Genomic DNA, 24,647 nt, shown 5'->3' with positions numbered 1-24,647 from the left:
ACACAATAAAGTCGAATGAGGAAGTAAATCGGTTGCAAAATAATTAAACACATTAAAATTGTTATACATTATCTTTTTCCATTTCCTTTAGCCTACGATAAAATGCCGCCTGACTGATTCCTGTAATTGTACATATCTCCTTTACAGTTTTATCGGAGTATTACGTAATTCAATAGCATGATTCTTATGCTTAAAATCTGTATTTTTTTAACTCTTCCTCGATATTACCATTTTGCTTGCCCAATTTAATTCCTGAATGTTGCTTCTCTTTAATCATTTCACTATCTAGTTCACTAAAGTCTGCTGCCATTACCGTTAAGAAAAATTTACTAGTTGGTGTTCTGGTATCAATTCCTAAGTTTAAAATAACAAAGTGTATGTCTCTTTCTCGGAGTTGTTCAACTAATTGCTGTAGCTGAACAAATCGGTACCTTATTCAACAATCGGGCGCGATTCTTTAATAAGAATCAGCGCTCGTTTTCATTAAAGGGCCATATTGTTGAATAACAACTTTTAATGAAAGATTACCAAACGACGGTTTGGGGACTTTATTTAATCTAATAAACGAGTGTTATGTGATATCATTGTTATTTATTACATTAAATGGTTTCTTTACACAGGAGGATGGTTATGCATGAGCGTACATGAGTTTTTTTTGATAAAAAGAACCGAAACACAAGATGAAGGATTTTTTGACACATTTTATAGAAATAAAGAAAATCACAAGGATATAATTGTTGATTACACTACAGTTGATATGAAAATATTTGATTATATTCATGATTCTCTTACATGGATTCCATGTAGAATCCCTAGTTTGCCAGGAATGCCGAAAGAGATAGGGATTAATGAAATTGGGGTAACATTATTTGACGAACATTCGGCTTCTTCCCTTATTTCTATTTTTACTGCTTGGAGAGATTTATTTAAGAATGGTCCAAATATAATCGAAAAACGTATTTTTTTCGATGAGGGCGAAGATACGTTAAGTTTTGAAAGAGATGACACTATAGAAAGATTTGAAAAAATCATTTCTATGTCCAAACAACTGTCTGAGGGCAAATATTATATATATCATTGTGGTATATGAAAATCACAAAAATGTCCCCAAATCCCGCTTTGGGAGCTTTCTTCTTCAACTAACGTAGCAGGTTAGTTGAAGAAGGGGATTTAAAAAAAGTTCAACAATTATGTTGAACTTTTAATTATTTTTAAATATTTCCAAATTGGAGATATTCTAAAATATTTCCGAAGGGGTCTTTGAAACTAATATATTTTCCTGGAGGACAATTTGTTGGTTCATCTACAATAAAATCCACTTTTTTCTCTTTTAAGAATTTAACAGTTTCATAAATATCTTCAGTTCGTAAACCTAATACAACTCCCGTAATTTTATTATCTTGATTAAAGGTTGTATTATTGTTCTCCTCTATAATAATTGGCAACTCTCCGTGTACAAGTGATGCAATGTTAGGTCCATACTGCTTGTTTAATTCAAAACCTAAAGTATTGGTATAAAAATCAATTGCTTTGTTTAAATTGGGTACGTAAATACTTATAACACAAACCTGATTCATCATTTTATCCCACCTATTTTTAGTATTAATGTAAATATTCTACATACAATAGTGAGAATCCTTTTTATTAAAAAATCACTTGAGTATCTTATTCAATTAATAGGGGCTTTAGTTCGATAACGATCTTCAACAATCGGGCGCGTTTATTTAGGAACGCGTCTTTTTCATTTAAAGGGCCAGATTATGTAGTGACTTTATTAATTATTTCGTTAAGATTGTGAAGAAATGTACTTATGCCAACGTGGCAGCTTAGTTTAACAGAAAATGTTATAATATTATCAAAATTTAGGAAATGGAGTTTAGGAAATGAAGAGTATTAAAAGATTGATTCAAGTTATCTTAGCAAGTACATCAATCCTAATTCTTAGTGGATGTTTCTCTAAAGATGATCTGAATCAACCAATACAAGAATATTTAGAAACAAACTATGGAATACAAGGTGAGTTTTCTGTTATTCAGGCAAGTAATAACTGGTTTGCAAGTATTGACCATCAAACATATATAGAAATGAAAGAGCCATATCGTGCTTATCCGCACCTAATGATTGATAGAGATACATTGAAGGTTATAGGAAAGGGCAGTCATGACGATATTTACCTTTCACAATTCAAGGGTGCATATATTGAGCAACATCCAAAGGTAGTTCAAGTAGTTGAACAGCTAATAACAAAATATGGTTTAGTGAAATACCCTAATGAATATGAACCAGTAAGAAATGGACCTGTTTCAATATTTCCCTACGACAATATTGAGATAGGTGTAGGTAATTATCAAGAGCTACTTGACGATTTTAAAATGACACAAAAGATAGATACTATTAAACTTTTACCTACATTGGTACCAAGCGACCCAAGAAATAATATTAGTGATGACAGGTATGGAAGGTATGCATCGAAAATAGGTGTGGTAAATTTCCAATTTAAGTTTGACATAAATGAAAATAAACACACTATTCCAAACGCCAAAGAATTAATTGATGACTTCAAAAAAAGTGAAGTATTAGAAAAGGGAATATACAGCATCTATATGCTCGTAGATGACTCAAAACATTTTGTGGGAAGGGAACATAATAGTGTAGTTTTGTTTGAAGTTGACGAAAATGGGGAATATACAATAATTGCCACTCCTAAATATGGTGATTTTTGGGACACTTACTTTTATGGTGATTACGCAGCTAAAAAAAATATAGAATAGAATTTTAGGTTGAATTACTTAATTGGAATTGACTAAAAATACACAAGGTGCTACCCCATTAGTAATATTTTGTAATTAGGATTAGCGCTTGTTTTCATTAAAGGGAAGATTAATTTAATATAAAACTGAGTATGAAAACTGGAATTATATTCGTTATTCAACAATCGGGCGCGTTTCTTAAATAAGAAGTGCGTCTTTTTCTATTAAAGGGCCATTTAATTGAATAACACTTCTAAATAAAAAATAGGATTTTATGTTAATATTGATGTGAGTTTGTGAAACAATGTACTTAAGCTAACGAGGCAGGAGTATAAGGTTACTTTAAACAGAAATACCAAAGTGAAACTATAAATTTAAAAACTATATTGAATGAATATCTGATAAATATTGTTCAGTAAGCAAGTGAGAACACGGGTTATTAATTACCTGATATGAATGAAAAAATCTGAATAGAAAAAAGGAGTAAATCCCTTGTCGAAGGAAACTTACTCCTGACTATTTTTACTAAGTATTTTATCTTTAAACAATTGGACTTAACAATTTAAGGATAATAGAAGCATTTACGTTTATTTGTGTGCCTCCAGCCAAAGTTTGTAGGGTAACTGCTGCGGCTGACGAATGATTTCTAAGTGTAAGAATCCCTCCGGATGATATTGAAACTAATGCCTGACCAGTGTTTTGTTGAGTGCCTGCTCCTGAACCATAGACTGCTTGGGTAACAGGTGCACCATTTAAAAACAGTGTGAATTGGTTAGGTTCCACACCTGATACGATGAAAGTAACTTCGTAGACACCTGGTGTGGTAACAAAAATTTGAGAGGTTCCAGGTACATGCGTAATTCCAGGTGTAACTAAGCCTGTTGAATCGAAAAGAATATCAGCCTCTATAGCTACAACTTCTGCACTTAGATTGTAAATATATCCATATTCACATAAACCGCTACAGGGTGAAGGTGGTGTTACTGGAGTAATACCAGTCATTCCACAGAGCTCCACAGCAGTAAAAGGTCTTGTTAGTCGTCCACATAAACAGGAATGTTTATTACAGTTACTACAATTATCCATATTTCCACCTCCATTTGAAGTATTCTATTCGTGTGAAAAATGGAGTTAAGGGCAATCGACTCTGCTGTATTTAATTTATAAAAATTAATTTATTGCACATTTTGAGTAAAGAAACTATAAAAGGGTCACCGGATTGGGAGGCAATCCTTAGATTGGAAAATTAATATCTAGTATTTCAAGAAAGTAGCGCCGACAATAATTAGAAGAATAAATAGAACAACGATTAAGGCAAATTGAGAACCATTACCATAACCGCCGCCAGAATAGCCGCCGTTTTCAATGCCACCAACATTTCCACCATAGTACCCCATAAAACCATCTCCTTTCTACAATCTATAATATGTTAGCTGTAGAGAAAGCGTGGGGTGTTAAACCATTCAGCTATAGGCATTAAAAAATATATTTTTGTGAGATTTTAAAATAAAGAAGGGCCACCTGGGATAGGAGTGACCCTTAGTAAAAAGTTTCGGAGGTGTAAGGCTAAATAGCTTTACCTTACTATTAATATGTTTTGATAGCTATGTTTGTATAGTTCATAGCCTTTAAAAAAGATATAAAAAAAGATATAAAAAGCGAGGTCGTTATAGCCCAAGTAAAGTGTGTGATAGTAACAGATCTATTTTTCAAGTTGTGTTGAATTTATACATTAGCATTAAAAAAGGATCACTTCAATTAAGGAAGCGATCAACGGGAAGTGCCAATTTCTAAAGGATTAGTTAGAGTGATATATCTCTCAAGTAAATTACAGGACACTTTATTTTATGTATTAAAAAGTGAATAGTTTAGGCGGTAGGTTATTGTTTAAAAAAGAGGGAGGCTATGGAGGTTTGTTTGAGTACGACAAAATAAAACCCCAGTTTGATACTGGGGAGACGGTTTGTCAGGTAAATAAATATTATTTTTCTGGATAATCTACATGTAATGGTGGTGGAACTAACCAACCTTTAGTTTTATTAAGACGAAGTAGTTTGGCACCGATTAGAGCTTTTGCTGCATGGAATTGACCATACATTAATGCGATATCTTCACGAGTGGAAGTACCCATTGCCTGACTGCATGCAACTAATCCAGCAGCTAGGTCTACTGACAGTGCAGCACTAATTTCTGGATCGCTAAATTTTGCTCCTGGAGGGATATCCTCCATTCTTGCTACAGGTCTTTCAGGTGGAGCAGGAGGTAAACCAATACCATTAGTTTTTAGTATTTTTTCTAATTGTTTTACTTCGTCCCTACAAAGTTCGATTATATCTTCAATAATTTTTTTTAGATCTTCGTCACCTGCATGATTATAGAACGTTTGATAGCCAGCAATCATTCCGTAGTCTGTCATTAAACCTGTCCAAACACTAAATACTTCACCGTAATGCAATGGTTCATCTTTTGGATTTCCGCTAAGTATTCCCATACTACACTTCCTTTTCTGGTTTTCGCCATTTTTTAAACAAGGATAGTATGGATGGAAATTTAAAAATAATTCATATAAAAAAAGTATACTGAACAATTTGAGGAAAATGGGTAACAAAAAAACTCGAAAGAAAATGTTCAGTAGGGATGTGGGGGATTGAGCAAAAAGAAACCCCACCAAGATGGCGAGGTCAAAATTCAAGGAATTATTCAATAAGGATTAGCTTATTGCTTTACCCATTCCCAAACACCACTAGTTACTTCCTTAAATATTGCAGTTGTAGGAATAATCTTATTTCCTGCTTGGTCAGTAATAGTATCTTTTAAGGTGAATGTTTGCCCTGGAGTTGCACTGCTCAAGTAAACTTTTAGTTCATATTTAACTAAATCGTAATATAAAGTATTCATAGAGGATGGATATGGTGTTATTTGAAGAGATATAGTGGTAACGTCTCTAATTGCAGTACCATTCAAATAAGGTTGTTCACCAATAGCAAATATAAAAATATTTTGATCTACATGGATAACATCTACTATAGGTGCTTTTGCGCTATTCTCGTCTTATACCTTCTCTATATCTATCTCGGCTTTATAACGAGCCTTCACCGTGCAGGCGACTTTCATCGCACACGGCGATCCGCCAGCGTTAGATCTTTAAAGTTTATTTCCCCGCAGTTAATTATATATCAATTGAAGTGAGGTCAATACTGACGAATGTTAATGATATTGTTAATAAAATAAAAATAACGCTAAGCTTATGCTTGCGTTTAGTGTGTTACTGAACAATTTGAGGAAAATAATAAATAAGGTGTAATCCATTTTTAATTACGAATATCCAAGAATTTGTGAAGAAGCACACTTAAACTAACGGGTGCTTTGGTTCAATAACGATCTTCAACAATCGGGCGCTTTCCTGGAATAAGGAACGTGCTCTTTTCATTAAAGGAACATATTATTTAGTAACAATTTTTTAAAATATGTTACAAAACGACTCTTTAGGAAGGTTATACTCCAACTGGTAGTAAAAGTCAGTTAAAAAGGTGATTATTTATAGGATGCCGAATTAATATATAGAGTAACGGAGGAGAAATATGAAGAATAAACAAAATTACTGCCGGATGTAGGAATAAGCCTACAGAAAATGAAGAAAAAGATGAAAATATAACAACTTCAGATGAGGAAATAAATAAAATGCAAGAAAGTTAGAGACCAAACCCAAACCAATTCAATATAATGGTGATTTAGAGTTACCGATTACTGGTGCAACTGGTTTTGCTTCAGTTCCTCTAGCTAGACGAAATCGATTAGCTCTCTACCTGAAGATTTAAAATATTTGAAGGGTGCTTCTGGTACAAAGATTTTAGTAAGTGATATTTTAAATTGTTTAAAGTAAAATAGTAGTAAGGTATTTCACAATAAACTCAACTAATTTGATTAGTTGAGTTTTATGTTTTTTATAAAAAGCTACTAAAATATTTTAAAGAAGATGTGATGATTAATGGGAAAAATCGCAATTTTGGCAGAGAAACCATCTCAAGCAAGAGCTTATGCAGATGCATTTAAAATTAAAAAAAAAGAGAAAATATTTATTGAATTAGAACCTTGTTCCACTTTTCCTGAAGGTGCAGTAATTACCTGGGCAGTTGGTCATCTTGTTGAGTTAAAGGAACCAAAAGAATATCAAAAGGCCTGGGAGAAATGGTCGCTTGGATCATTACCTATTATTCCACAAAAATTTGAAGATAAAGTTGTCTCTAAAATGTATTCACAATTTAATGCAGTAAAAAAAATCTTTAGTGATCCGCAAGTAACAATGATTTATAACTGCTGTGATAGTGAACGTGAAGGTTCAAATATCTTCTACTCACTTTTTAAAATGACAAAAGTAAATAAGCCTGTTAAACGATTATGGATCAATTCACTAGAGGTTGAGGAAATTCGAAAAGGCTTTAATAATATGCAAAGTAATGATCGTGATTTGCTCATGTACCAAGAAGCAAAAACACGTCAAATTAGCGATTGGTTAGTAGGTATGAACTGTAGTCGCCTATATACGCTACTTTTACAAAAAAAAGGATTTAAAGGTAGTATCTCCATCGGACGCGTGCAATCGCCAACTGTATATTTAATTTATAAAAGACAACAGGAAATCGAACAATTCAAGCCTGAAAATTTTTATGAAATTGAAGGGGTTTTTAAAGCACAAAATGGTGTATATAAAGGGAAGGCAAAGTTAAAGACAAAAGAGCGTGCAGAGGCTGTGCACTTTTTGCAACAACATGGGGTTGAACCGATGGATACAGGTCTAATTACGAGTGTAACGAACAAAACGAAGCGTATTGCACCACCCAAACTACATGCGTTATCAACATTACAAGCAGCCGCCAATAAACGTTGGAAATACAGTCCGTCGCATGTGTTGAAACTTACGCAGTCACTTTATGAGAAAAAGCTCGTTTCTTACCCACGTACCGATTCACAGCTCATTACACATAATGAGTTTACCTATTTAAATGAATCCTTGGCAAAATATCAGCAGCTCGTGGGAAAGTCATTTAATACGATAAATCGAGGGAATAACAAACGATACGTTGACAGTACCAACGTTGGGGAGCACTATGCTATTATTCCAACGAAAAAAGTGCCGACAGAAAAAGCCTTACAATCAATGAATGCTGATGAACGCAATATTTATTTCGAAATAGTCAATACGACACTCGCAATGTTTCACCAAGATTATGAATACGATGAAAAAACGATTATAACGGATGTCAAAAATTTAGAATTTAAAACGGTAGGGAAAACAGAACTTGTAAAAGGTTGGAAAGAATTGTTTTCGAGTGAAAAAGAGTTACAGGAGCATGTGGAGTCGTTACCTGTAGTATTCCAAGATGAGATGGTACAAAGTAAGGTTTCTATTCTAGAAGGCACGACATCAGCTCCTAAGCCATATACAGAAGGGCAACTCATTACGATGATGAAAACATGTGGTAAATCAGTTGAAGATGAAGAAGAAATCGAGGTGCTGAAATCGATTGAAGGTATTGGTACAGAAGCAACTCGAAGTGGCATAATAGAGACGATTAAAAAGCATGGATTTATTGAAGTACGAAAAAACATAGTGAGCGTTATGCCGAAAGGGGAGCTTTTATGTAGGGCTATTGAAGGGACATTACTTTCAAGTCCATCTATGACTGCAAAATGGGAAATTTACTTAAATAAAATTGGTCGTGGGGAAGGCTCCGCAAAACATTTTATTGAAAGCATAGGCAAGTTTGTTAATCAATTAATAGCAGAGGTCCCTAAACAGTTAGAGTCACTCACAATAGAAGCTGAGCAGTTTAAACCAGCTGCTGTGAAAGATATTGTGACGTGTCCGACATGTAAAATAGGAAAAATAGGTTTGCATAATAGCTTTTACGGTTGTTCGAATTATAAAAATGGTTGTAAGCAAACGTTCCCAGAAAGACTATTAGGAAAAAAACTAACAGAAAAGAACATTAATGATTTATGTAGGGTTGGTAAAACAACTGTAATTAAAGGGTTTAAATCAAAGAATGGTAAACAATTTAATGCGTCACTCCGTTTGGTAGAAGGAAAAATTGAATTTGAGTTTAATCAAAAGTAAAAGCGGAAGAGATCTATGATCTATTCCGCAAAAAAACTTATAAATTGAATTCATCTTGTAGTTTTTTGAAATTTTCTTTTTTCTTTGTTTCATCGGTGTTTAAAGTCTTATTAGTATCAGGAAAGAACGAGGTTAAGTTTTCTAAACTTAAATTACTCTCTAAATCAGAGTTAATATCCAAATGTTTTTTACTGAATTTATACACCTTAGATTTTGGATTTTCTACAAGGTGAATAAATGAGCTTGAAACTACTAATTCGTTATAGAGCTGCTCGAAATGAGCAGCTCTATTTGATTGTTTTTTTAATTCAAGTTCAAGCTTCTCATATTTTGTAAGCAAATTATTGAATTTTGATTCCTTTTTCTTTAAATCGAGTAATTCAGAATAAGTGTCATATAGTATTTGCTCAAATGAAATTAATTCCATTTTTAATTGTTCTGGTTTTTGTTTGAATTTTTCATAGACAATATCAATGTTTGGTAAGGCAATATCCTCATCAACATTTAATGATCTGCTTTTTAATAGAGGACGATTCAGCTCAGCGATGTATTCCGGAATACGTCTGCTCCAAGTATTCCTACCAATTGAAGTTTCTCTTTCAAGTAGGGAGGGTGTTAACTTAACTTGATTATTTTTGAACTTCACGTCTAATGCAATTAATTTTAATTCTTCATCAGTATATTGACTTTTCCGTCCACGATTATTATTAATGCTCATGCTTTCTTGCCTCCATTAACAATGCTTCAATATTGGCTTTTTGATTCATATATAATTCAATTTTTCTAGAAGTAGTTTTAAGTAAATCATAGTTAGCACTTTTAAATTGTGAAGCAATTGTAAATGATAAATCTCTCATTAATTCTATTGCTTCACGTATTTTTTTTTCTAATTCTTTAGAAGTGTCAGTAAGCCATAAAAGAGCTTCATTCTGTTCATTTATCGAAGGTGAAAAAACAAACTTGCTGCAGTATTTACAAGCATCTTCACACGTTTTTGGAAATACAGATTTATTTTCAGTACATAATCCGTAATCAACTTTTCCGACAATTTCATCATTGAATTGAGCTTCATTTAATATTTTTCCTTTTTGGTATATATAACGTTTCCAACCTGTAATACCGTGTTTCATATTTAAATTGATATTTTTTTCAAATTTTAATTGAGCTAATTTATATACATAAGACTGCGCAAAATGTTCTGCATGAGAGTAATAACTACCTTGAGTTCTAATTTCAGAGTGTCCAGCCATTCGAGCAATAGAAAGCATATTAAATCCTTGCAAAGCCATATTAATAATCGCGAAATGCCTTGTATCTCCTGTTTTAATAATATCAAGATTATAATATCCATATCTTTCTTCAACTATTTCGGAATAAAAATATTCTTTTAAAGTACCAAAATCTCTAAGATTGATGCGTTTGTTTTTTTTGGAAAATGTAGCTTTTTGGAACTTATGAATAATTTTTATGGAGAATAAATCTTCAGATTCAGAATCTATATTATCTACTAAAGCGATAATATTTTTTAAAAATGAATAAGCACTATCATCAATTTCAATAGTGTCATATTCGATCTCATTTGTTCTTTGCTTTACACGAGGTATAATTATCTTTTTTGAATTATTGTAGTTGTCTTCTTCAATAATTAAACAGTTTTTTTTAAGCATTAAAAATTCGCTGGGTCTTAAGGGTATGATATTAGTTATTGTCCACCAAACCATTATAGGTAAATATTTCAAAGTATCTTCAGTGGGGTTATTTTGAAAATAATCATTTACAATTTGATCAAAAATTAAAACGTCATCGAAGTTTGGGAGCGCTCTTTGAGAATTTTTCTTTTTACTATATTTTTTGAGTAATTTCAATATTTCTTGGTGATTATTTAATGGGTAAAAATTTAAAAATTTTTTTAAACTACTAGCGTATCTATACGCTTCATTACTGTATTTAATATTTAATTCTTCTAAAAATAAATCTAATTTATAATTATCGGTAAGACCTGAGGTATTTAGAATTAATTTTTTTAAGTTCAATACATTATTGTATATGGAAAAAGTTGCAATACGATTTTCTACGTTTAAAATTGTATAAGCCTTTAAAGAGTCGTTTAATTCTCTATAGATTTCAATATCAAAGTTGAAATTCATTGGATAGGCAGCTATTTTATCGTGAACCATCCAGGTTGGGTCTTCAAAATTTCCTATAATTTTGCCCCTATATACTAAATCTAAAAACATTTCTTTATATTTATCAAAGTCAAAGTGCTTATATTGAATATTTTTCCTAAGTACTGGAACACCATTTGAAACATAATTGTCCATACAATACCTCCATATAAATTAAAAAGTAATAGAGATCTTATGAGATATCTGTTCGATTCTATCTTTTGTGTGCTTTAAGGAAATGAAACTATCTACATAGCTATCTCCAAAATATAATCTAGCTTCTTTCCACATGAACAATGCATCTAAAAGAAATTTGCTAGATTTTATTAAAGAAATAGGATTTTCAAGTTTTTCTATATCAATTATTAACTCGCTTATTATTGTATTTAATTGAATCAAAAATAAGTTACCAGGGATGATATATTCACATGAGTAGCAGCTAGTCATACTGGGATATTTACATTTTGGATAAATTAAGCATTGTGCATTAGAATCTTTAGATGGTTGCTCTGAACTTGCTAATTTTTTTATTATGGCTGAAATTTCTTCTTTAGTATATTTAGAAATCATCTGAACTACCGAAGATCGTTTTTGATGCATATTTTTTATTAAACTATCATAGATTGTCTCAAAATTTTCATTTAAAGAATTTGAAACCGAGTTTGTAATGAATTCTGCTAGCTGTTCAGTTTGAATTAATGAAAATTCATTTCTAATACTTTCAATGAGCTGAGTTTTTTCAACCATATTTAATGCTTTTCTTTCAAATTGATTATAAAATTGAATTAAATAATCATATAACCAACCAAAGTGTCCACGCTTAAACAAATTATATGCAACCTTATTGATTGAACCATCTTTATTGGTTGATTGGATATATATACTAGTTGAATCGGGGGACTTATGCGATCGAGCCGCTTGCGTAAGGTGAAGTGCAAGGTCGCTATCTACACCATCATTTTCAACAATAGAATAAAATAAATATGTGGAAACACTATTGTTTAGCTTTTGGGATTGGAATTTAAAGTTTTTATGTCCATCCATCTCTTTAAAAAAACGCTGATGCATCTGTTTTCCTTCAGTTCTTGTACGTTTATATTTGCCTTCTATAAAAGTTTCTAGTTGAATTGACGAATTTGTATTTCTACGATGAAATTCAGAAATGATTAAAGAAATAGAAAGTGAATAAGTAATGTCAGGAGAAATTACGAAAGTTAAAAGTTCATCAGTTTTACAAGTACGCTTATTTCTAAATGCAGAATAAATTTGATTAATTATACTAGTTATTGTTTTTTGATCAAGTTCATTTTCTTGAATCCAATAAATTGAGTCTATTTCGGTTTCATCAAAAGAAATATTAGGGACATTTAATATAATATCTTGACCTCTAATAAAGTCTGTAAGTAACAAGAGTACATAAACCCACATATTAGAGTAGGATCTATTTAAAATGGCTTTAGGAATATGAATTTTGTAATTTAAAGCATGATTATATAAAGTTTCAAGTTCTTTTGAAGTATAAATTTCTTTTTCAGAATTAGGCGGCTTTCTAGAGAAACTAATAGATTCAGGTAGAATCATATTGTTAGTGTCAAAATAAAACCGAAGAAATTTAGAGAAAATTTTTCTTTGGTGAACAGTTAATACTGAATCTTTTCCAACTAATAACTTAATTTTTGAACTTTCAACATTATGAATTTCTATGTCTATAAATTTAATTAATTTATTAAACAATTCTATGAAACCCTTAACCCTTTGAATGTTATAAAAAGATGTTCCAGACAAATTATTTATTTGTATTCGACAAAACTGTAAATAACATAATACAGTTTCGGCAATATATGGATTGGTTAAATTTTTTAAGACATTAGCTATAACTCGATAAAACTCAAAATCACGTGAAAATGAATTTTCTGAATGATCATCCTGTGAAAATTTGCATTCTAGTTCTTTAAAATTAAATTCAATGCAAATTTTTGTTTTAAGTTGATCAATTGTGTAAGTATTAAAAGGTGAGTCAATGTTTGTATCAAAAGATGAATAGTAATTTGTTTCCTGAATCGAAGCTAAATAGCTATCCAATTCAATTTTAGTAATGTGCCACAATGAGTCTTTTTTATAAGCAGTAGAAAATACATTACCTTTAATTAAAGTAAGTAAATTTGTTATGTTAGAGAAGTTAAGATAAATTATAGCCTCGTTCTCATTTAATATTTTTTTGCTTGTCTCACTAGGCTTTTCTAAATATTCCTTATAATTATTTATATCGGCGTAAGGAATACGCCAATTACTAAAAATACCTTTGTATGCATTTGGAAAGCCACCATTAGCTAAAATTGTTGCAAATGCACCTCTAGAATTTAACTGTAATAGTTTAATGGCTTCAGGAATACTACAAGTGTTTGATTTTTCAGTTTCAATTTTTTTCATAAAATCGTAGATGATTTCTTTTTTATATTTAAGGACATTGCCAAATTTTTCAGGCATGGGTAATTTATTTTGATTCATAAGATACCTGAGTCCAGCTTGATTCGAGTAACCTAAAAATTTAGCAGCATCAGTTAAAGTGAAATAATCTTTTTGAATTTCAAAATATCTGTCAAGGTCAGCCAGGGGAATCCATTTAACGCCGTTTTTAATTAATATTCCGTTAAAATAGTTTTGTTTAATTAATCTGCTCATCGTGATCTGATTCAAATTAATGTACTGACAGGCTTCGTTAAAAGGTAAATATTTTTTTTTGAAATCATCATCATTCATTTTTTTCACTCATTTCATTAATCAGTTTTGGTATATAAACGTTATGCATATTTTGGAATTTTTCTTCAATTTTTTTGTGCATACGTTCAGTTGATACCATATATGTTAGTGAAGAGTTTATATTTGAATCTCCTCTTAAATGTGATATTTCATAGGGATTATCAGCTTCTTCCGCAATTAAATTTGTAAAAGTTCCTCGTCCAATATGACTCGACCATTTCAAATATTTAAGATTTTTAGCTAATAGTCGTTGCTCAATATCCCCATGATTTTCTAATAGAGCTATAAAGGTGTTTTTTACTTTCTTAAAATACTGTCTATAACTTCTTTCAGACAAAGCATTACCATCTCTATTCAAAAATAATGCCTCCGTATTTTTACCTGCTTTGAAATAGTTTGAATGGTCTCTATATAAAATTCCCCCCCAATTATTGATATCAAAAACTTGTTGATGTCTAGGTTTTTTTACTGAAGGGTGTTCTTTTAAATCTGTTCGAAAATTTTGATTTTCAAGTTTTAAGAGAAAATTGCCTTTCTTTAGTTGACGAGAAACTTGAGTTCTCTTTAAATTTACAACTTCGGAAATTCTTAACCCTCCAAAGATTTGAAAATAGATACCAAGAACTATTGCTGGGGCAACATTAATAGCTACTTCCAATAATAATGGGATATAACTTATTGGTAAGTTATGTTCAATTTTCTTGATTGTCCTATTTGGATAAATTGGTTTAAAGGGTGATTGAGTAAAACTTCCAAATTCAGAATGAACTAATTTAAAATCTGAAGAATTTATTTTGGTGTTGTAATTATTTTCTGAGAGCCAAATAAAAAACTTATTCAAAGTCCTTTCAATGTCAATTATTGTTTCTCTGCTGATACCTGCATTAGAAAGGCTATTTAAATATTGCGTTCCATCATTAATTGTAAGATTGGTTAATGTTTTAATTTTTAGTTTACTTTTATTTTCAATTAAATAATTGAGAAACTTGATTGTGTTCATAGAATGCTTCTTTTGAGTATTAAATTGTTTATGTCTCCAATTATCTAAAATAAACTGACTAATTGGATGGATGATATGTGTTTCTGCATCAATGTCCTTTATAGCAATTAACGAGAAATGTTTTTTTTCAATACGCCCATCATTGTGATAAATATAATTAATCCATATGGGAATACTAATGAATTTAAAGTTGTTCATTTTTAATTCCACTACATTATCTGACATTTGATTAATATCACCTCGAAAATGTTGTTTTTTTGTAAATGATATAATTAGCTGATATATGTGTCAAATCTTAATGTAAGTTTTAAACTTTAGTTAAAATAAGGAGAAATGATTATTATGTACATTTTATTTATGTGCATTTAAATAGAGATAAGCGGAGCGTGAAGGATCCAATATTTTTTATTCCATTTATAAAATGACGAAAGTAAAAAAGCCTGTAAAACGTTTATGGATTAACTCTTTAGAGGTCGATGAGATTCGAAAAGGCTTCCAAAATATGCAAACAAACGAACGGGATATGCTAATGTATCAAGAAGCAAAAACACGTCAAATTAGTGACTGGCTTGTTGGTATGAACTGTAGTCGTTTATATACACTACTTCTTCAAAAGAAGGGCTTTAAAGGTAGCATATCAATTGGGCGTGTACAATCACCTACAGTTTATTTGATTTATAAAAGATTACAAGAAATTGAGAATTTTAAACCTGAGAACTTTTATGAAATTGAGGGTCTATTTAAAGCCCAAAATGGTATGTATAAAGGCAAAGCGAAAATTAAATCAAAAGTTAGAGAAGAAGTAGAGCAATTGTTGATGCAGCACGGTATTCAGCCAATTGATAGTGGTCAAATTGCAAATGTCTCGAATAAGACGAAGCGAATCCAGCCACCAAAATTGCATGCGTTATCAACGTTGCAAGCAACAGCAAATAAACGCTGGAAATATAGTCCAGCACATGTGTTGAAGCTTACGCAGTCATTGTATGAGAAAAAGCTAGTATCTTATCCTCGAACAGATTCCCAACTTATTACGCACAATGAATACGATTATTTAAAAGATTCGTTGCAAAAATACCAACAACTCATTCAACAGTCATTCGCACCTGTTGTAAGAGCCCAAAATAAACGTTATGTTGACAGTTCAAATGTAGGTGAACACTATGCCATTATTCCAACGAAAAAGGTACCAACAGAAAAAGCGTTGCAATCGATGGCTGTAGATGAAAGAAATATTTATTTTGAAATATTAAATACAACACTTGCAATGTTTCATCAAGATTATGAATATGATGAAAAAACAATTTTAACAACTGTGAAAAATTTAGAATTTAAATCGGTGGGGAAAACAGAGCTTGTGAGGGGCTGGAAAGCGCTTTTCACTGCGGATAAGGAGTCGCAAAATCGCGATGAGGTATTACCTGTTGTGACACAAGGCGAAATTGTACAAAGCAAGGTCGAAATTATAGAAGGCACGACAACTCCACCAAAGCCCTATACGGAAGGGCAGTTAATCACCATGATGAAAACATGTGGTAAATCGGTTGAAGATGAGACAGAAATTGAAATTTTAAATTCTGTTGAAGGTATTGGAACAGAGGCAACTCGAAGTGGCATTATTGAGACGATTAAAAAGCATGGATTTATTGAAGTAAGGAAAAATATTGTAAGCATCACACCTAAAGGAAAACTACTGTGCAGAGCGATTGAAGGAACATTGCTTTCTAGTCCTTCTATGACAGCTAAATGGGAGATTTATTTAAAAAAAATAGGGCGTGGAGAAGGATCAGCAAAACATTTTATCGATAATATTGGCAAATTTATTCAGCAGCTAATCGGTGAAGTGCCAAATAAAATTAATACGTTAACGATTGAAGCGGAGCAGTTTACAAAGCCTGTTGCAAAAGATATCGTAACGTGTCCGACATGCAAAGTCGGTAAAATCAGCTTACGTAAGAAATTTTATGGCTGCTCAGAGTATAAAAGTGGCTGTAAACAAACTTTTCCAGAAAGATTATTAGGGAAAAAGCTTACGGAGAAAAATATTAGAGATTTATGTACTAGTGGTCAAACGACAGAGATTAAAGGATTTAAAGCTAAAAGTGGAAAACAGTTCAGTGCCGCACTTCGTTTCGTCGAAGGCAAAATTGAGTTTGAATTTAAGACAAATAAATAATGGCAATCTAGATGCCAAAATTATCAATTTGAGCAGATGATAGGACTGGATATTTGACAAAAAAATCTTTTTGTGCTATAATTTACATCTATAATTTAAAGTGATAGAATGAGATTCTCCTGGCCAGGGGAATCTTTTTTTATTGGAGTGTTTACTGTGAAAAATAATGAATCAAGTCTAACTTCTCTTGTTTCTGCATTTAGCCGAGCGTATCACGTGAAAGAAGATCGTCCAATTATTTTCAATGATTATATCGCGCAAGATTTCCTATTACCAGAAGAATTTAAAGCAATATCAACAAATATGGCTAATGGCATTGCTTATTTTAGTTCAAATATGGCTGAAAAGCTAAAAAATCAACAAGACGCAATATTAAAGTGGGTTACACAAATTCAACTCTCACCAACGCCACTTGCGAGAGCCGCATACGCAGAAAATGTTGTATTGCATGAATGCCAACTTGGTGCGGAGCAATACGTCATTTTAGGTGCAGGTTTAGATACGTTTGCTTGGCGTCACGACTCATTGACCAACGTTACTATATTTGAAGTGGATCACCCATCTACTCAACGTTTTAAAATAGAACGTTTACAGCAAGCAGGTCATACAATTCCGCCACATTTAAATTTTGTAGCAATGGATTTCATGAAGGAGCTTTCATTAGAAGAGTTAGTTGCAGCAGGATTTGATTCATCGAAGAAAACGGTATTTAGTTTGCTTGGTGTCACGTATTATTTAACAAAAGATGTGTTCCAGCAATTGTTAAGCTTGTTTTTTAAAAACTTGCCTAAAGGTAGTTCGATTATATTTGATTTTGCTGATGAGCGATTGTTTACAGAGGCTGGCATTTTCAATCGTGTACAAAACATGATACAAATGGCTAAAGCATCTGGAGAACAAATGAAATACGCAACTTCCATAGTAGATTTAGAAATATTACTTTCGAAAGAACAATTGTTAGTTTATGAACACTTATCAACTCAAGAAATTCAAAATCAGTATTTTGTTAATCGAGATGATCATTTACAAGCGTTTGAAACGATTCACTATATACATGCAGTAAAAAACTAATTCCCATGTAGTCGTTGAAATCCTTACCTATGTATATTTTTAGGGAAGGATTATCAAAAGAAAGCGTTTCCTTCATTATATAGAAGAAAAGCAAGCTACATTTTGAGACAGTGGGTATAAGTCAGAGCGAACCATTGAAAATGCCATCCTTTGTAGGGTGGCATTTTGCAATTTACCACCCAATTCTTTATCAAATAACACAAACATAATGATTTTTGCCGCATATCATAATGGGAATAAGTATTCTCTCCATTGTAAAGAAGTAATCAAGTACAGTTAGCTGTGCAAAGGGAGCAAGCTATAGAATTATATTTGAAGAAGGAGACGAGCTAGAGCTACCAGATGAACTAGCTGAATTAAGCTAGTTCAAGCGAAATTTTTTATGATTATGTAATATATACGAAAAAATTTAATAAAAACCTTAACTATTTCCTTCGAAATCCGTATAATAAATCAAACAGTGCGAAAATTGTCCATTTTTCTATTGATAAATTGCGTGAATTTTTTAAATTGTATTGACGTAGAGAACGATAATTTGTACACTGTGTACATTCAATTGTTTTTTGGAGGAATACATTATTTTAAAAGGTTAGGATTTGATAGATATGATCGTATGTAAATTTGGTGGAACATCTGTAGCAAGTGCAGAACAAATTCAAAAAGTAGCAAACATTGTAAAATCTAATCCGGCGCGCAAAATCGTAGCCGTTTCAGCACCGGGAAAACGTTCTGGTGATGATATAAAAGTAACTGATTTATTAATTGATTTAGCGAATGCGGCATTGAAAAATGAAAATACAGAAGAAAAATTACAGACAGTAGTTAACCGTTTCAAGTCAATAGCAGATGGTTTACAGCTGGATAATACTATTTGTGACGTAATTGCTGAAGACCTACGTGAACGTGTGCTTGGTGATGTTTCGAACGAAGAATTATTTATTGATAGCTTAAAAGCAGCTGGAGAAGATAACAACGCCAAGCTTATCGCTGCATATTTTAACTCTATCGGTATGCCTGCACGTTATGTAAGTCCAAAAGAAGGTTTGGTTGTCAATGATCTACCTGAGCGTACGTTCGCATTACCTGAAGCATATTCAAATTTAGCGCCTTTAAAAGATACAAAAGAAGTTATTGTTTTCCCGGGTTTCTTCGGTTACACTAAAGCGGGCATATTGCGTACGTTTGATCGCGGTGGCTCGGATATTACAGGCTCTATTTTAGCAGCAGCTATTGAAGCGGAGCTTTATGAAAACTTTACGGATGTGGATTGTGTATTTTCCGCGAATCCGAAAGTCGTGAATGATCCAGTTGAAATTAAAGAAATTACGTATCGCGAAATGCGCGAATTATCCTATGCAGGTTTTTCTGTTTTCCATGATGAAGCATTAATGCCTGTTTATAAGATTGGGGTGCCGGTTAACATAAAAAATACAAATAATCCATCAGCCCCAGGTACTCGAATTGTACCGAGTCGTCCAGCTACAGGTCGCCCGGTAACAGGTATCTCGGCAGACAGTGGCTTTTCAACGTTATATGTGTCAAAATATTTAATGAACCGTGAAGTAGGGTTCGGTCGTAAACTTCTACAAATTTTAGAAGATGAGAATATTTCTTATGAGCATACTCCATCTGGTTTAGATGATATTTCTGTTATTATGCGATCTAATCAACTAACACCAGAAAATGAAGCGCGTATATTGACGCGTGTAAAAAATGAATTGCAAGCAGATGATGTCCAAATACGTCATGGTTTCTCAATGATTGTTATTGTTGGGGAAGGTATGCGTAATAACACAGGTCTTGCGGCACGTGCAGCAACAGCGATTTCAAAAACTGGAGCAAATATTGAAATGATTAACCAAGGTTCGTCTGAAGTAAGTCTTGTATTCGGTGTACTACAAGAATATGAAAACCGAATTTTACAAGCGTTATATGGAGAATTTTTTGCACAAGTGCAAGCATGAGTGGACAATATACGATAGTTTTATCAAAAACCATTTATAAAATTATCTAAACATAAAATGGAGCTGTCCCACTAAGCTATGAATTCATAGCTTAGGAGGCAGCTCTTTCATTTTATCGTGTGACTTTCACAATGGATGATTTTAATGTTTTCTAACAATACTATAAGGAATAGAGTTTTCTTTTATGCAGTAATGCTGTAAAATCGAGTGCGTACATAGATAGGAGGGCATAATTTTGAAAAGTTTTTCAATGGGGATGATTTTGTCTGTTATAGGGATTTTATTTGTCTGTTTAACAATTATGGACATATTACCAGCATCAACAAAATCAATGAAAGTTGTTTTTGTCGGTATTGGTTGGGTTTTTATTATTGCCGGATCAATTATTCGATTTAAAAATTTAAAACAAAAGCAATAAGAAAAATATCAAGAAAATGAATGTTGCAAACTACAAAGTTATGATACAATTTCAAAGAAAATAAATAATTTCAGTACGATGAAGTTGTTATTCTATACTATACAAAAAATTCAGAAGGTTCAAATTTGCAGTGTATTCATAATTAAAGAATGAACAGTACAAATTCTTCTTAGTAAGAATTTGTTTTTTTATTTGCCTCTATTCGTAAAAAGGGTTTTCCCGTTTTATAGAAGCTTCGGGCTACTACGTATAGGCGGTGATGTGGATAATCGACCTATTCCATTAAATATTTTAGGAGGTGAGTAGATGACGATAGTACGGAAAGACAATATTAAAATAATGGATCAGTATGTTGCGATTCAAACAGAAACTCCGATGAAAGTCGTATCCTCTGCAATGCATAATCCAGGCTTTGGCTTTTATACGCATCTGCTAAATCGCTCAGTGCCGATAACTTACGATGAACGAAAACCACATCAAGAGTTACAAAGCTTTTTGCAATTAGAGGGCTATCCTATTACCAATACCGTTGCGATGATGACAGCAGTTAATGCACGTTTTGCGACGATACGAGAATTTACATATGAGGGTATTCATCTTGTCGTGATGATTACAGCGGGACTAGGAAATGCAGTCGATATTACGCGTGCATTTCATCGACAAGAGCAGTATCACGCAGGAACCATTAATACTTGGGTACTGATTAATGGAAAACTATCAGATGAGGCATTGTTTCAAGCGATGATTTCAACAACAGAGGCAAAAGTTAAGGCACTTATAGATGAAAATATTACGGACCCTACAACGGGTACGCAAGCAACTGGTACGTCAACTGATAGCTTGCTAATTGCGTCTACAGAAGAGGGCGATTTCCATCAATATGCTGGCCCTATTACAATGTTAGGGAAAATTATTGGCCATGGTGTTTATGAAACGATGCGAGAGGCCATTCAAAAATATAAAAAAGAGAAGGAGGCGAATCCTCTATGATTTCATTAGTAATCGCCTGTATTATTGGCATACTATTTGATTTAGTTGTCGGGGACCCTCCAAAAATGCCACATCCTGTACGCTGGATAGGTAAGCTTATTCAAGCGCAAACCGCATTGTGGAATAAGGGCAATATGCGAAAGGTACGTGGCATGGTCATGGCGCTTGCTGTAGTAGGTACGACGATGTTTGTAGTCACAGTTATTTTAATACTCAGCTATCAAGTGAGCATAGTGTTTGGTATTCTAGTAGAGGGATTATTAATAGGTATTGGTTTGGCTCAACGCAGCTTAAAGGAAGCAGCATTAGCTGTTTATGAATCGCTCGTAAAGGGTGATTTTGCACAAGCACGTGTGAAGTTATCGTGGATTGTCGGACGAGATACCGAGCAACTTGATGAGGATGAAATTGTTCGTGGCGTTGTAGAAACCGTGTCTGAAAATACAAGTGATGGCGTAACTGCGCCGCTCTTTTATGCATTTTTATTTGGTGCCATTGGCTTATGGGGTTATAAGGCGGTAAATACACTGGACTCGATGATTGGCTATAAAAATGAAAAATACAAAGATTTTGGTATGTTTGCAGCAAAGCTTGATGATGTATTGAATTTTATTCCAAGTCGTTTAACAGGATTATTGATGGTACTTGGAACAAAAAATGAAACATCTGTAACGCTTGGCAAACGATTAAGACGTTGGGCACAGGATGCAAAAAAACACCCAAGTCCAAACAGTGGTTATTTGGAAGCAGCAACAGCGGTACAGCTAGGGGTTCAACTAGGTGGAAAAAATACATATCAAGGAATGGCATCATACAGAGCGACAATGGGTGAAAAATTAGTACCGTTAACGAAGGAGCATATTGCAACTTCTATTATTCATATGCGTGTAGCTACATTGCTCTTTACGCTCGTTATGTTAGCAATGGAGGTGTTAATTTTTGCAATTACCTAATCATGGAGCAAATCCGCAAAATGTCTATCAACAGCTCGGGCTAACTATGCCTACAGAAGTTTATGATTTTAGTGAAAACGTAAATGCTGCAGGGCCGCCTACATTTGTTGAGGCACGTTGGCGCACATTTTATCCATTAATTCAACGTTATCCAGATCCAGATGGAGAGCCTTTTTTAACAAAGGTGGCTCAATTTCATCATATTGAAAAAGATTCTATCGTTTTAGGTAATGGGGCATCAGAGTTATTTAGTGTTTTAGCAAGACGCTATGCAAATAAGCGTGTACTTGTCGTGCATCCGACATTTTCTGAATACGAAAGAACATTAAAAGCAGCAGGGGCGGACGTCGTGTCGATTGTTGTCGAGGACTTTGTTCAATATACATTACCGATGGAGCTTCTTTATCAAGAAATGGTCACTGCAGATGCATTATATATTTGTACACCTAATAATCCAACAGGTGTATTACCAAAGAAAGAGGAACTGCTACGCTTAATAGCTTATGGAGCGGAAGTAGATTGTGAGCTCGTTTTTGATGAAGCATTTATCGACTGGGTCAGTGAAACACATTCGTTAATTGACTATGTTGCTAATAATGCGCATGTAATTGTCGTTCGATCTATGACGAAAATGTATGCAATACCTGGATTAAGACTAGGTTATTTAATAGCGAATAAAACTATTATTTGTGAGTTAAAAGCAATGCTATCTCATTGGAATCTCAATGCATTTGCGCTCGTTATTGGAGCAGGTTGTTTGGATGAATATGAATACTGTCAACAAGCAATTAATTATGCAACGAAGCAAAGGGAATGGTTACAGCAGTTTTTAACAGAAAATGGATGCTTGGTGACGAATAGTGTTACGAATTATGTTTGTTTTTCATTGCCGAAAAATATGCAAGCAGATACATTTTTTAGTTATTGTTTAGCTGAAGGAGTTGTGCTGCGTCATACAAAGAACTTTATCGGGTTAAATGGGGCATGGTTCCGCATCGGAATAAAGGATGTAACGGCGATGACCTATTTACAAAACTGTTTACAAGCGTGGTTTAATGCAAATAAGGGGTGAGAAAAGTGACGACTTTTTATCTAGTTCGACATGGGGAAACAGTATGGAATAAAGAGCATCGATTACAAGGGTGGTTAGACTCACCTTTGTCAGAAATGGGCATTTTGCATGCCCAAAAACTTGCAGAACAATTAAAAGATATTCCGTTTGCAGTTGCGTATAGTAGTACCAGTGACCGTGCGAAAGAAACAGCGCGCTATTTAACTGCTGGTCGGACGCTTGCGATTCACTACGAGGACGACTTACGTGAGATTTTTTTAGGAAATTGGCAAGGGCAAACTATTGAGGATATTATGGAAACAAATCGATTTGACTATGAGCTGTATAAGAATTATCCAGCACAATTCGTCGCGACGCATACTGAAAGTTTTGGTGCAGTGACAGAACGCGCCATGTATACGTTAAAAAATATTGCGAAAATCTATCCACATGAACATATTTTAATTGTGTCACATGCTGTTACGATTAAATGCATTATAAATGCAATATTAGGTCGTGGCATTGATCAGCTATGGTCTGCACCATACATCGAAGGAACTAGTGTAACGATTGTAGACCGATTAGAAGAAAGTTGGCATATCAAGGTAATTGGTAGTACACAACATTTACAATAGAGAGGTGAGAACAGTGCCGCTAATTTTTATTTCAGGTGGTGTCCGCAGTGGTAAGTCTCACTTTGCCGAAAAAGCAGCTGTTTTACACTACCAAAATAATTATTTATTGAATAAACGACTTATTTATATAGCTTCTGGTGTTGCAATGGACATTGAAATGGAAAAACGGATAGCTCGACACCAGTCTGATCGACTAAAACAAGCGATTGCGTGGCATACGATTGAAGCCCCATATGAAATACAGAATGTTTTCAATAATTTAGTTGATGGCGATGTCGTACTTTGGGACTGTGTAACGACTTGGCTGACAAATGCCTTTTATGAGGGGTTTGATCGTGGCACACCTTGTGTGGAAAAGCCAGGTTGTTTAGAAGAAAAGCTGAGAATTATGAAAAGTTCAGTGCAAACGTTACTTGACAAAAGGGTGACGCTTTTTGTCGTTTCCAATGAACTTTTTGATGAGCCTCCATATGTTAATGAAGAGGTCGAATTGTACCGACAAATGCTCTGTAGCTTACATCAATGGTTCGTTTCTGTCGCACATGAGGCATATGAGATAAATTATGGTATCGTAAAGAAATGGAAATAAGTGAGTT

The 24,647-nt window shown here is 33.3% G+C and carries 21 protein-coding genes and 1 pseudogene; 12 read left to right on the top strand and 10 right to left on the bottom strand.

The features are described 5' to 3' along the window. Positions 1-61 precede the first annotated feature (61 nt). Positions 62-421 (bottom strand): annotated as a pseudogene (locus ACIP9G_RS02735) (recombinase family protein); the annotation flags it as partial. A gap of 213 nt (positions 422-634) precedes the next feature. Between ACIP9G_RS02735 and ACIP9G_RS02730 the strand changes: the two are divergent. Beyond that, positions 635-1,090, top strand: a complete 456-nt coding sequence (locus tag ACIP9G_RS02730) for a hypothetical protein (RefSeq protein WP_401017200.1) — start codon at positions 635-637, stop codon at positions 1,088-1,090. A 121-nt stretch (positions 1,091-1,211) separates the two neighbouring features. Here ACIP9G_RS02730 and ACIP9G_RS02725 read toward each other — a convergent pair whose 3' ends face one another. Further along, positions 1,212-1,580 carry a VOC family protein gene (locus ACIP9G_RS02725; protein WP_401017199.1) on the bottom strand — a complete coding sequence of 123 codons (369 nt, stop codon included), beginning with the start codon at positions 1,578-1,580 and terminating at the stop codon, positions 1,212-1,214. Between the two features lie 303 nt (positions 1,581-1,883). Between ACIP9G_RS02725 and ACIP9G_RS02720 the strand changes: the two genes are divergently transcribed. Beyond that, positions 1,884-2,771 (top strand): hypothetical protein, encoded by an 888-nt coding sequence (locus ACIP9G_RS02720; RefSeq protein WP_401017197.1) that lies wholly within the window; start codon positions 1,884-1,886, stop codon positions 2,769-2,771. 519 nt (positions 2,772-3,290) lie between these two features. Here ACIP9G_RS02720 and ACIP9G_RS02715 read toward each other — a convergent pair. From ACIP9G_RS02715 to ACIP9G_RS02700, 4 genes are all read right to left on the bottom strand, one after another. Beyond that, on the bottom strand, positions 3,291-3,752 hold the full coding sequence (locus tag ACIP9G_RS02715; RefSeq protein ID WP_401017196.1) for a collagen-like protein: 462 nt from the start codon (positions 3,750-3,752) through the stop codon (positions 3,291-3,293). 251 nt (positions 3,753-4,003) lie between these two features. Next, complete coding sequence (locus ACIP9G_RS02710) at positions 4,004-4,147, bottom strand: YjcZ family sporulation protein (RefSeq protein WP_401012140.1); 144 nt, start codon at positions 4,145-4,147, stop codon at positions 4,004-4,006. Positions 4,148-4,731: 584 nt separating this feature from the next. Continuing rightward, positions 4,732-5,241 carry a DUF3231 family protein gene (locus tag ACIP9G_RS02705; RefSeq protein WP_340824248.1) on the bottom strand — a complete coding sequence of 170 codons (510 nt, stop codon included), beginning with the start codon at positions 5,239-5,241 and terminating at the stop codon, positions 4,732-4,734. 224 nt (positions 5,242-5,465) lie between these two features. Continuing rightward, positions 5,466-5,714, bottom strand: coding sequence for a hypothetical protein (locus ACIP9G_RS02700; protein WP_401017194.1), 249 nt, complete (start codon positions 5,712-5,714; stop codon positions 5,466-5,468). 1,024 nt (positions 5,715-6,738) lie between these two features. Between ACIP9G_RS02700 and ACIP9G_RS02695 the strand changes: the two genes are divergently transcribed. Then, the gene (locus tag ACIP9G_RS02695) at positions 6,739-8,868 is read left to right on the top strand and encodes a type IA DNA topoisomerase (RefSeq protein ID WP_401017192.1); all 2,130 of its coding nucleotides are present in this window, start codon (positions 6,739-6,741) and stop codon (positions 8,866-8,868) included. A gap of 37 nt (positions 8,869-8,905) precedes the next feature. On the opposite strand, the gene ACIP9G_RS02690 is transcribed toward ACIP9G_RS02695, so the two are convergent. The 4 genes from ACIP9G_RS02690 to ACIP9G_RS02675 are packed head-to-tail and all read right to left on the bottom strand — an operon-like array spanning position 8,906 to position 15,018. Then, entirely contained in the window at positions 8,906-9,586 is a 681-nt protein-coding gene (locus ACIP9G_RS02690) for a hypothetical protein (RefSeq protein ID WP_401017191.1), read from the bottom strand. Further along, positions 9,576-11,189, bottom strand: a complete 1,614-nt coding sequence (locus tag ACIP9G_RS02685) for a site-specific integrase (protein ID WP_401017189.1) — start codon at positions 11,187-11,189, stop codon at positions 9,576-9,578. Before ACIP9G_RS02685 ends, ACIP9G_RS02690 begins: the two co-directional genes overlap by 11 nt. Positions 11,190-11,207: 18 nt before the next feature. Next, positions 11,208-13,793 carry a hypothetical protein gene (locus tag ACIP9G_RS02680; protein WP_401017188.1) on the bottom strand — a complete coding sequence of 862 codons (2,586 nt, stop codon included), beginning with the start codon at positions 13,791-13,793 and terminating at the stop codon, positions 11,208-11,210. Beyond that, positions 13,786-15,018 (bottom strand): site-specific integrase, encoded by a 1,233-nt coding sequence (locus ACIP9G_RS02675; RefSeq protein ID WP_401017186.1) that lies wholly within the window; start codon positions 15,016-15,018, stop codon positions 13,786-13,788. Before ACIP9G_RS02675 ends, ACIP9G_RS02680 begins: the two co-directional genes overlap by 8 nt. A 196-nt stretch (positions 15,019-15,214) precedes the next feature. Between ACIP9G_RS02675 and ACIP9G_RS02670 the strand changes: the two genes are divergently transcribed. The 9 genes from ACIP9G_RS02670 to ACIP9G_RS02630 all read left to right on the top strand — a co-directional run bounded on the left by ACIP9G_RS02670 (position 15,215) and on the right by ACIP9G_RS02630 (position 24,640). Then, positions 15,215-16,969 (top strand): type IA DNA topoisomerase, encoded by a 1,755-nt coding sequence (locus ACIP9G_RS02670; protein WP_401017184.1) that lies wholly within the window; start codon positions 15,215-15,217, stop codon positions 16,967-16,969. 156 nt (positions 16,970-17,125) lie between these two features. Then, positions 17,126-18,040, top strand: coding sequence for a class I SAM-dependent methyltransferase (locus ACIP9G_RS02665; RefSeq protein ID WP_401017182.1), 915 nt, complete (start codon positions 17,126-17,128; stop codon positions 18,038-18,040). A gap of 605 nt (positions 18,041-18,645) precedes the next feature. Next, the gene (locus ACIP9G_RS02660; protein ID WP_401017181.1) at positions 18,646-20,004 is read left to right on the top strand and encodes an aspartate kinase; all 1,359 of its coding nucleotides are present in this window, start codon (positions 18,646-18,648) and stop codon (positions 20,002-20,004) included. A gap of 235 nt (positions 20,005-20,239) precedes the next feature. Beyond that, positions 20,240-20,422: a hypothetical protein gene (locus ACIP9G_RS02655; RefSeq protein ID WP_172771863.1), complete on the top strand. Its 183-nt coding sequence runs from the start codon at positions 20,240-20,242 to the stop codon at positions 20,420-20,422. Positions 20,423-20,728: 306 nt separating this feature from the next. After that, entirely contained in the window at positions 20,729-21,412 is a 684-nt protein-coding gene (locus ACIP9G_RS02650) for an adenosylcobinamide amidohydrolase (protein ID WP_401017179.1), read from the top strand. After that, positions 21,409-22,365, top strand: coding sequence for an adenosylcobinamide-phosphate synthase CbiB (gene cbiB, locus ACIP9G_RS02645; RefSeq protein ID WP_401017178.1), 957 nt, complete (start codon positions 21,409-21,411; stop codon positions 22,363-22,365). The genes ACIP9G_RS02650 and cbiB overlap by 4 nt, the downstream gene beginning before the upstream one ends. Next, positions 22,352-23,437: a pyridoxal phosphate-dependent aminotransferase gene (locus tag ACIP9G_RS02640; protein ID WP_401017177.1), complete on the top strand. Its 1,086-nt coding sequence runs from the start codon at positions 22,352-22,354 to the stop codon at positions 23,435-23,437. Before cbiB ends, ACIP9G_RS02640 begins: the two co-directional genes overlap by 14 nt. A 5-nt stretch (positions 23,438-23,442) precedes the next feature. After that, the gene (locus ACIP9G_RS02635; protein ID WP_340824129.1) at positions 23,443-24,051 is read left to right on the top strand and encodes a histidine phosphatase family protein; all 609 of its coding nucleotides are present in this window, start codon (positions 23,443-23,445) and stop codon (positions 24,049-24,051) included. Positions 24,052-24,064: 13 nt separating this feature from the next. Then, positions 24,065-24,640 (top strand): bifunctional adenosylcobinamide kinase/adenosylcobinamide-phosphate guanylyltransferase, encoded by a 576-nt coding sequence (locus ACIP9G_RS02630; protein WP_401017175.1) that lies wholly within the window; start codon positions 24,065-24,067, stop codon positions 24,638-24,640. The last annotated feature ends 7 nt before the right edge of the window (positions 24,641-24,647 follow it).

The sequence above is a fragment of the Lysinibacillus sp. NPDC093197 genome, from assembly GCF_044754025.1.
Taxonomy (GTDB): Bacteria; Bacillota; Bacilli; order Bacillales_A; family Planococcaceae; genus Lysinibacillus.
This window is presented reverse-complemented; position numbering and strand designations above follow the sequence as displayed.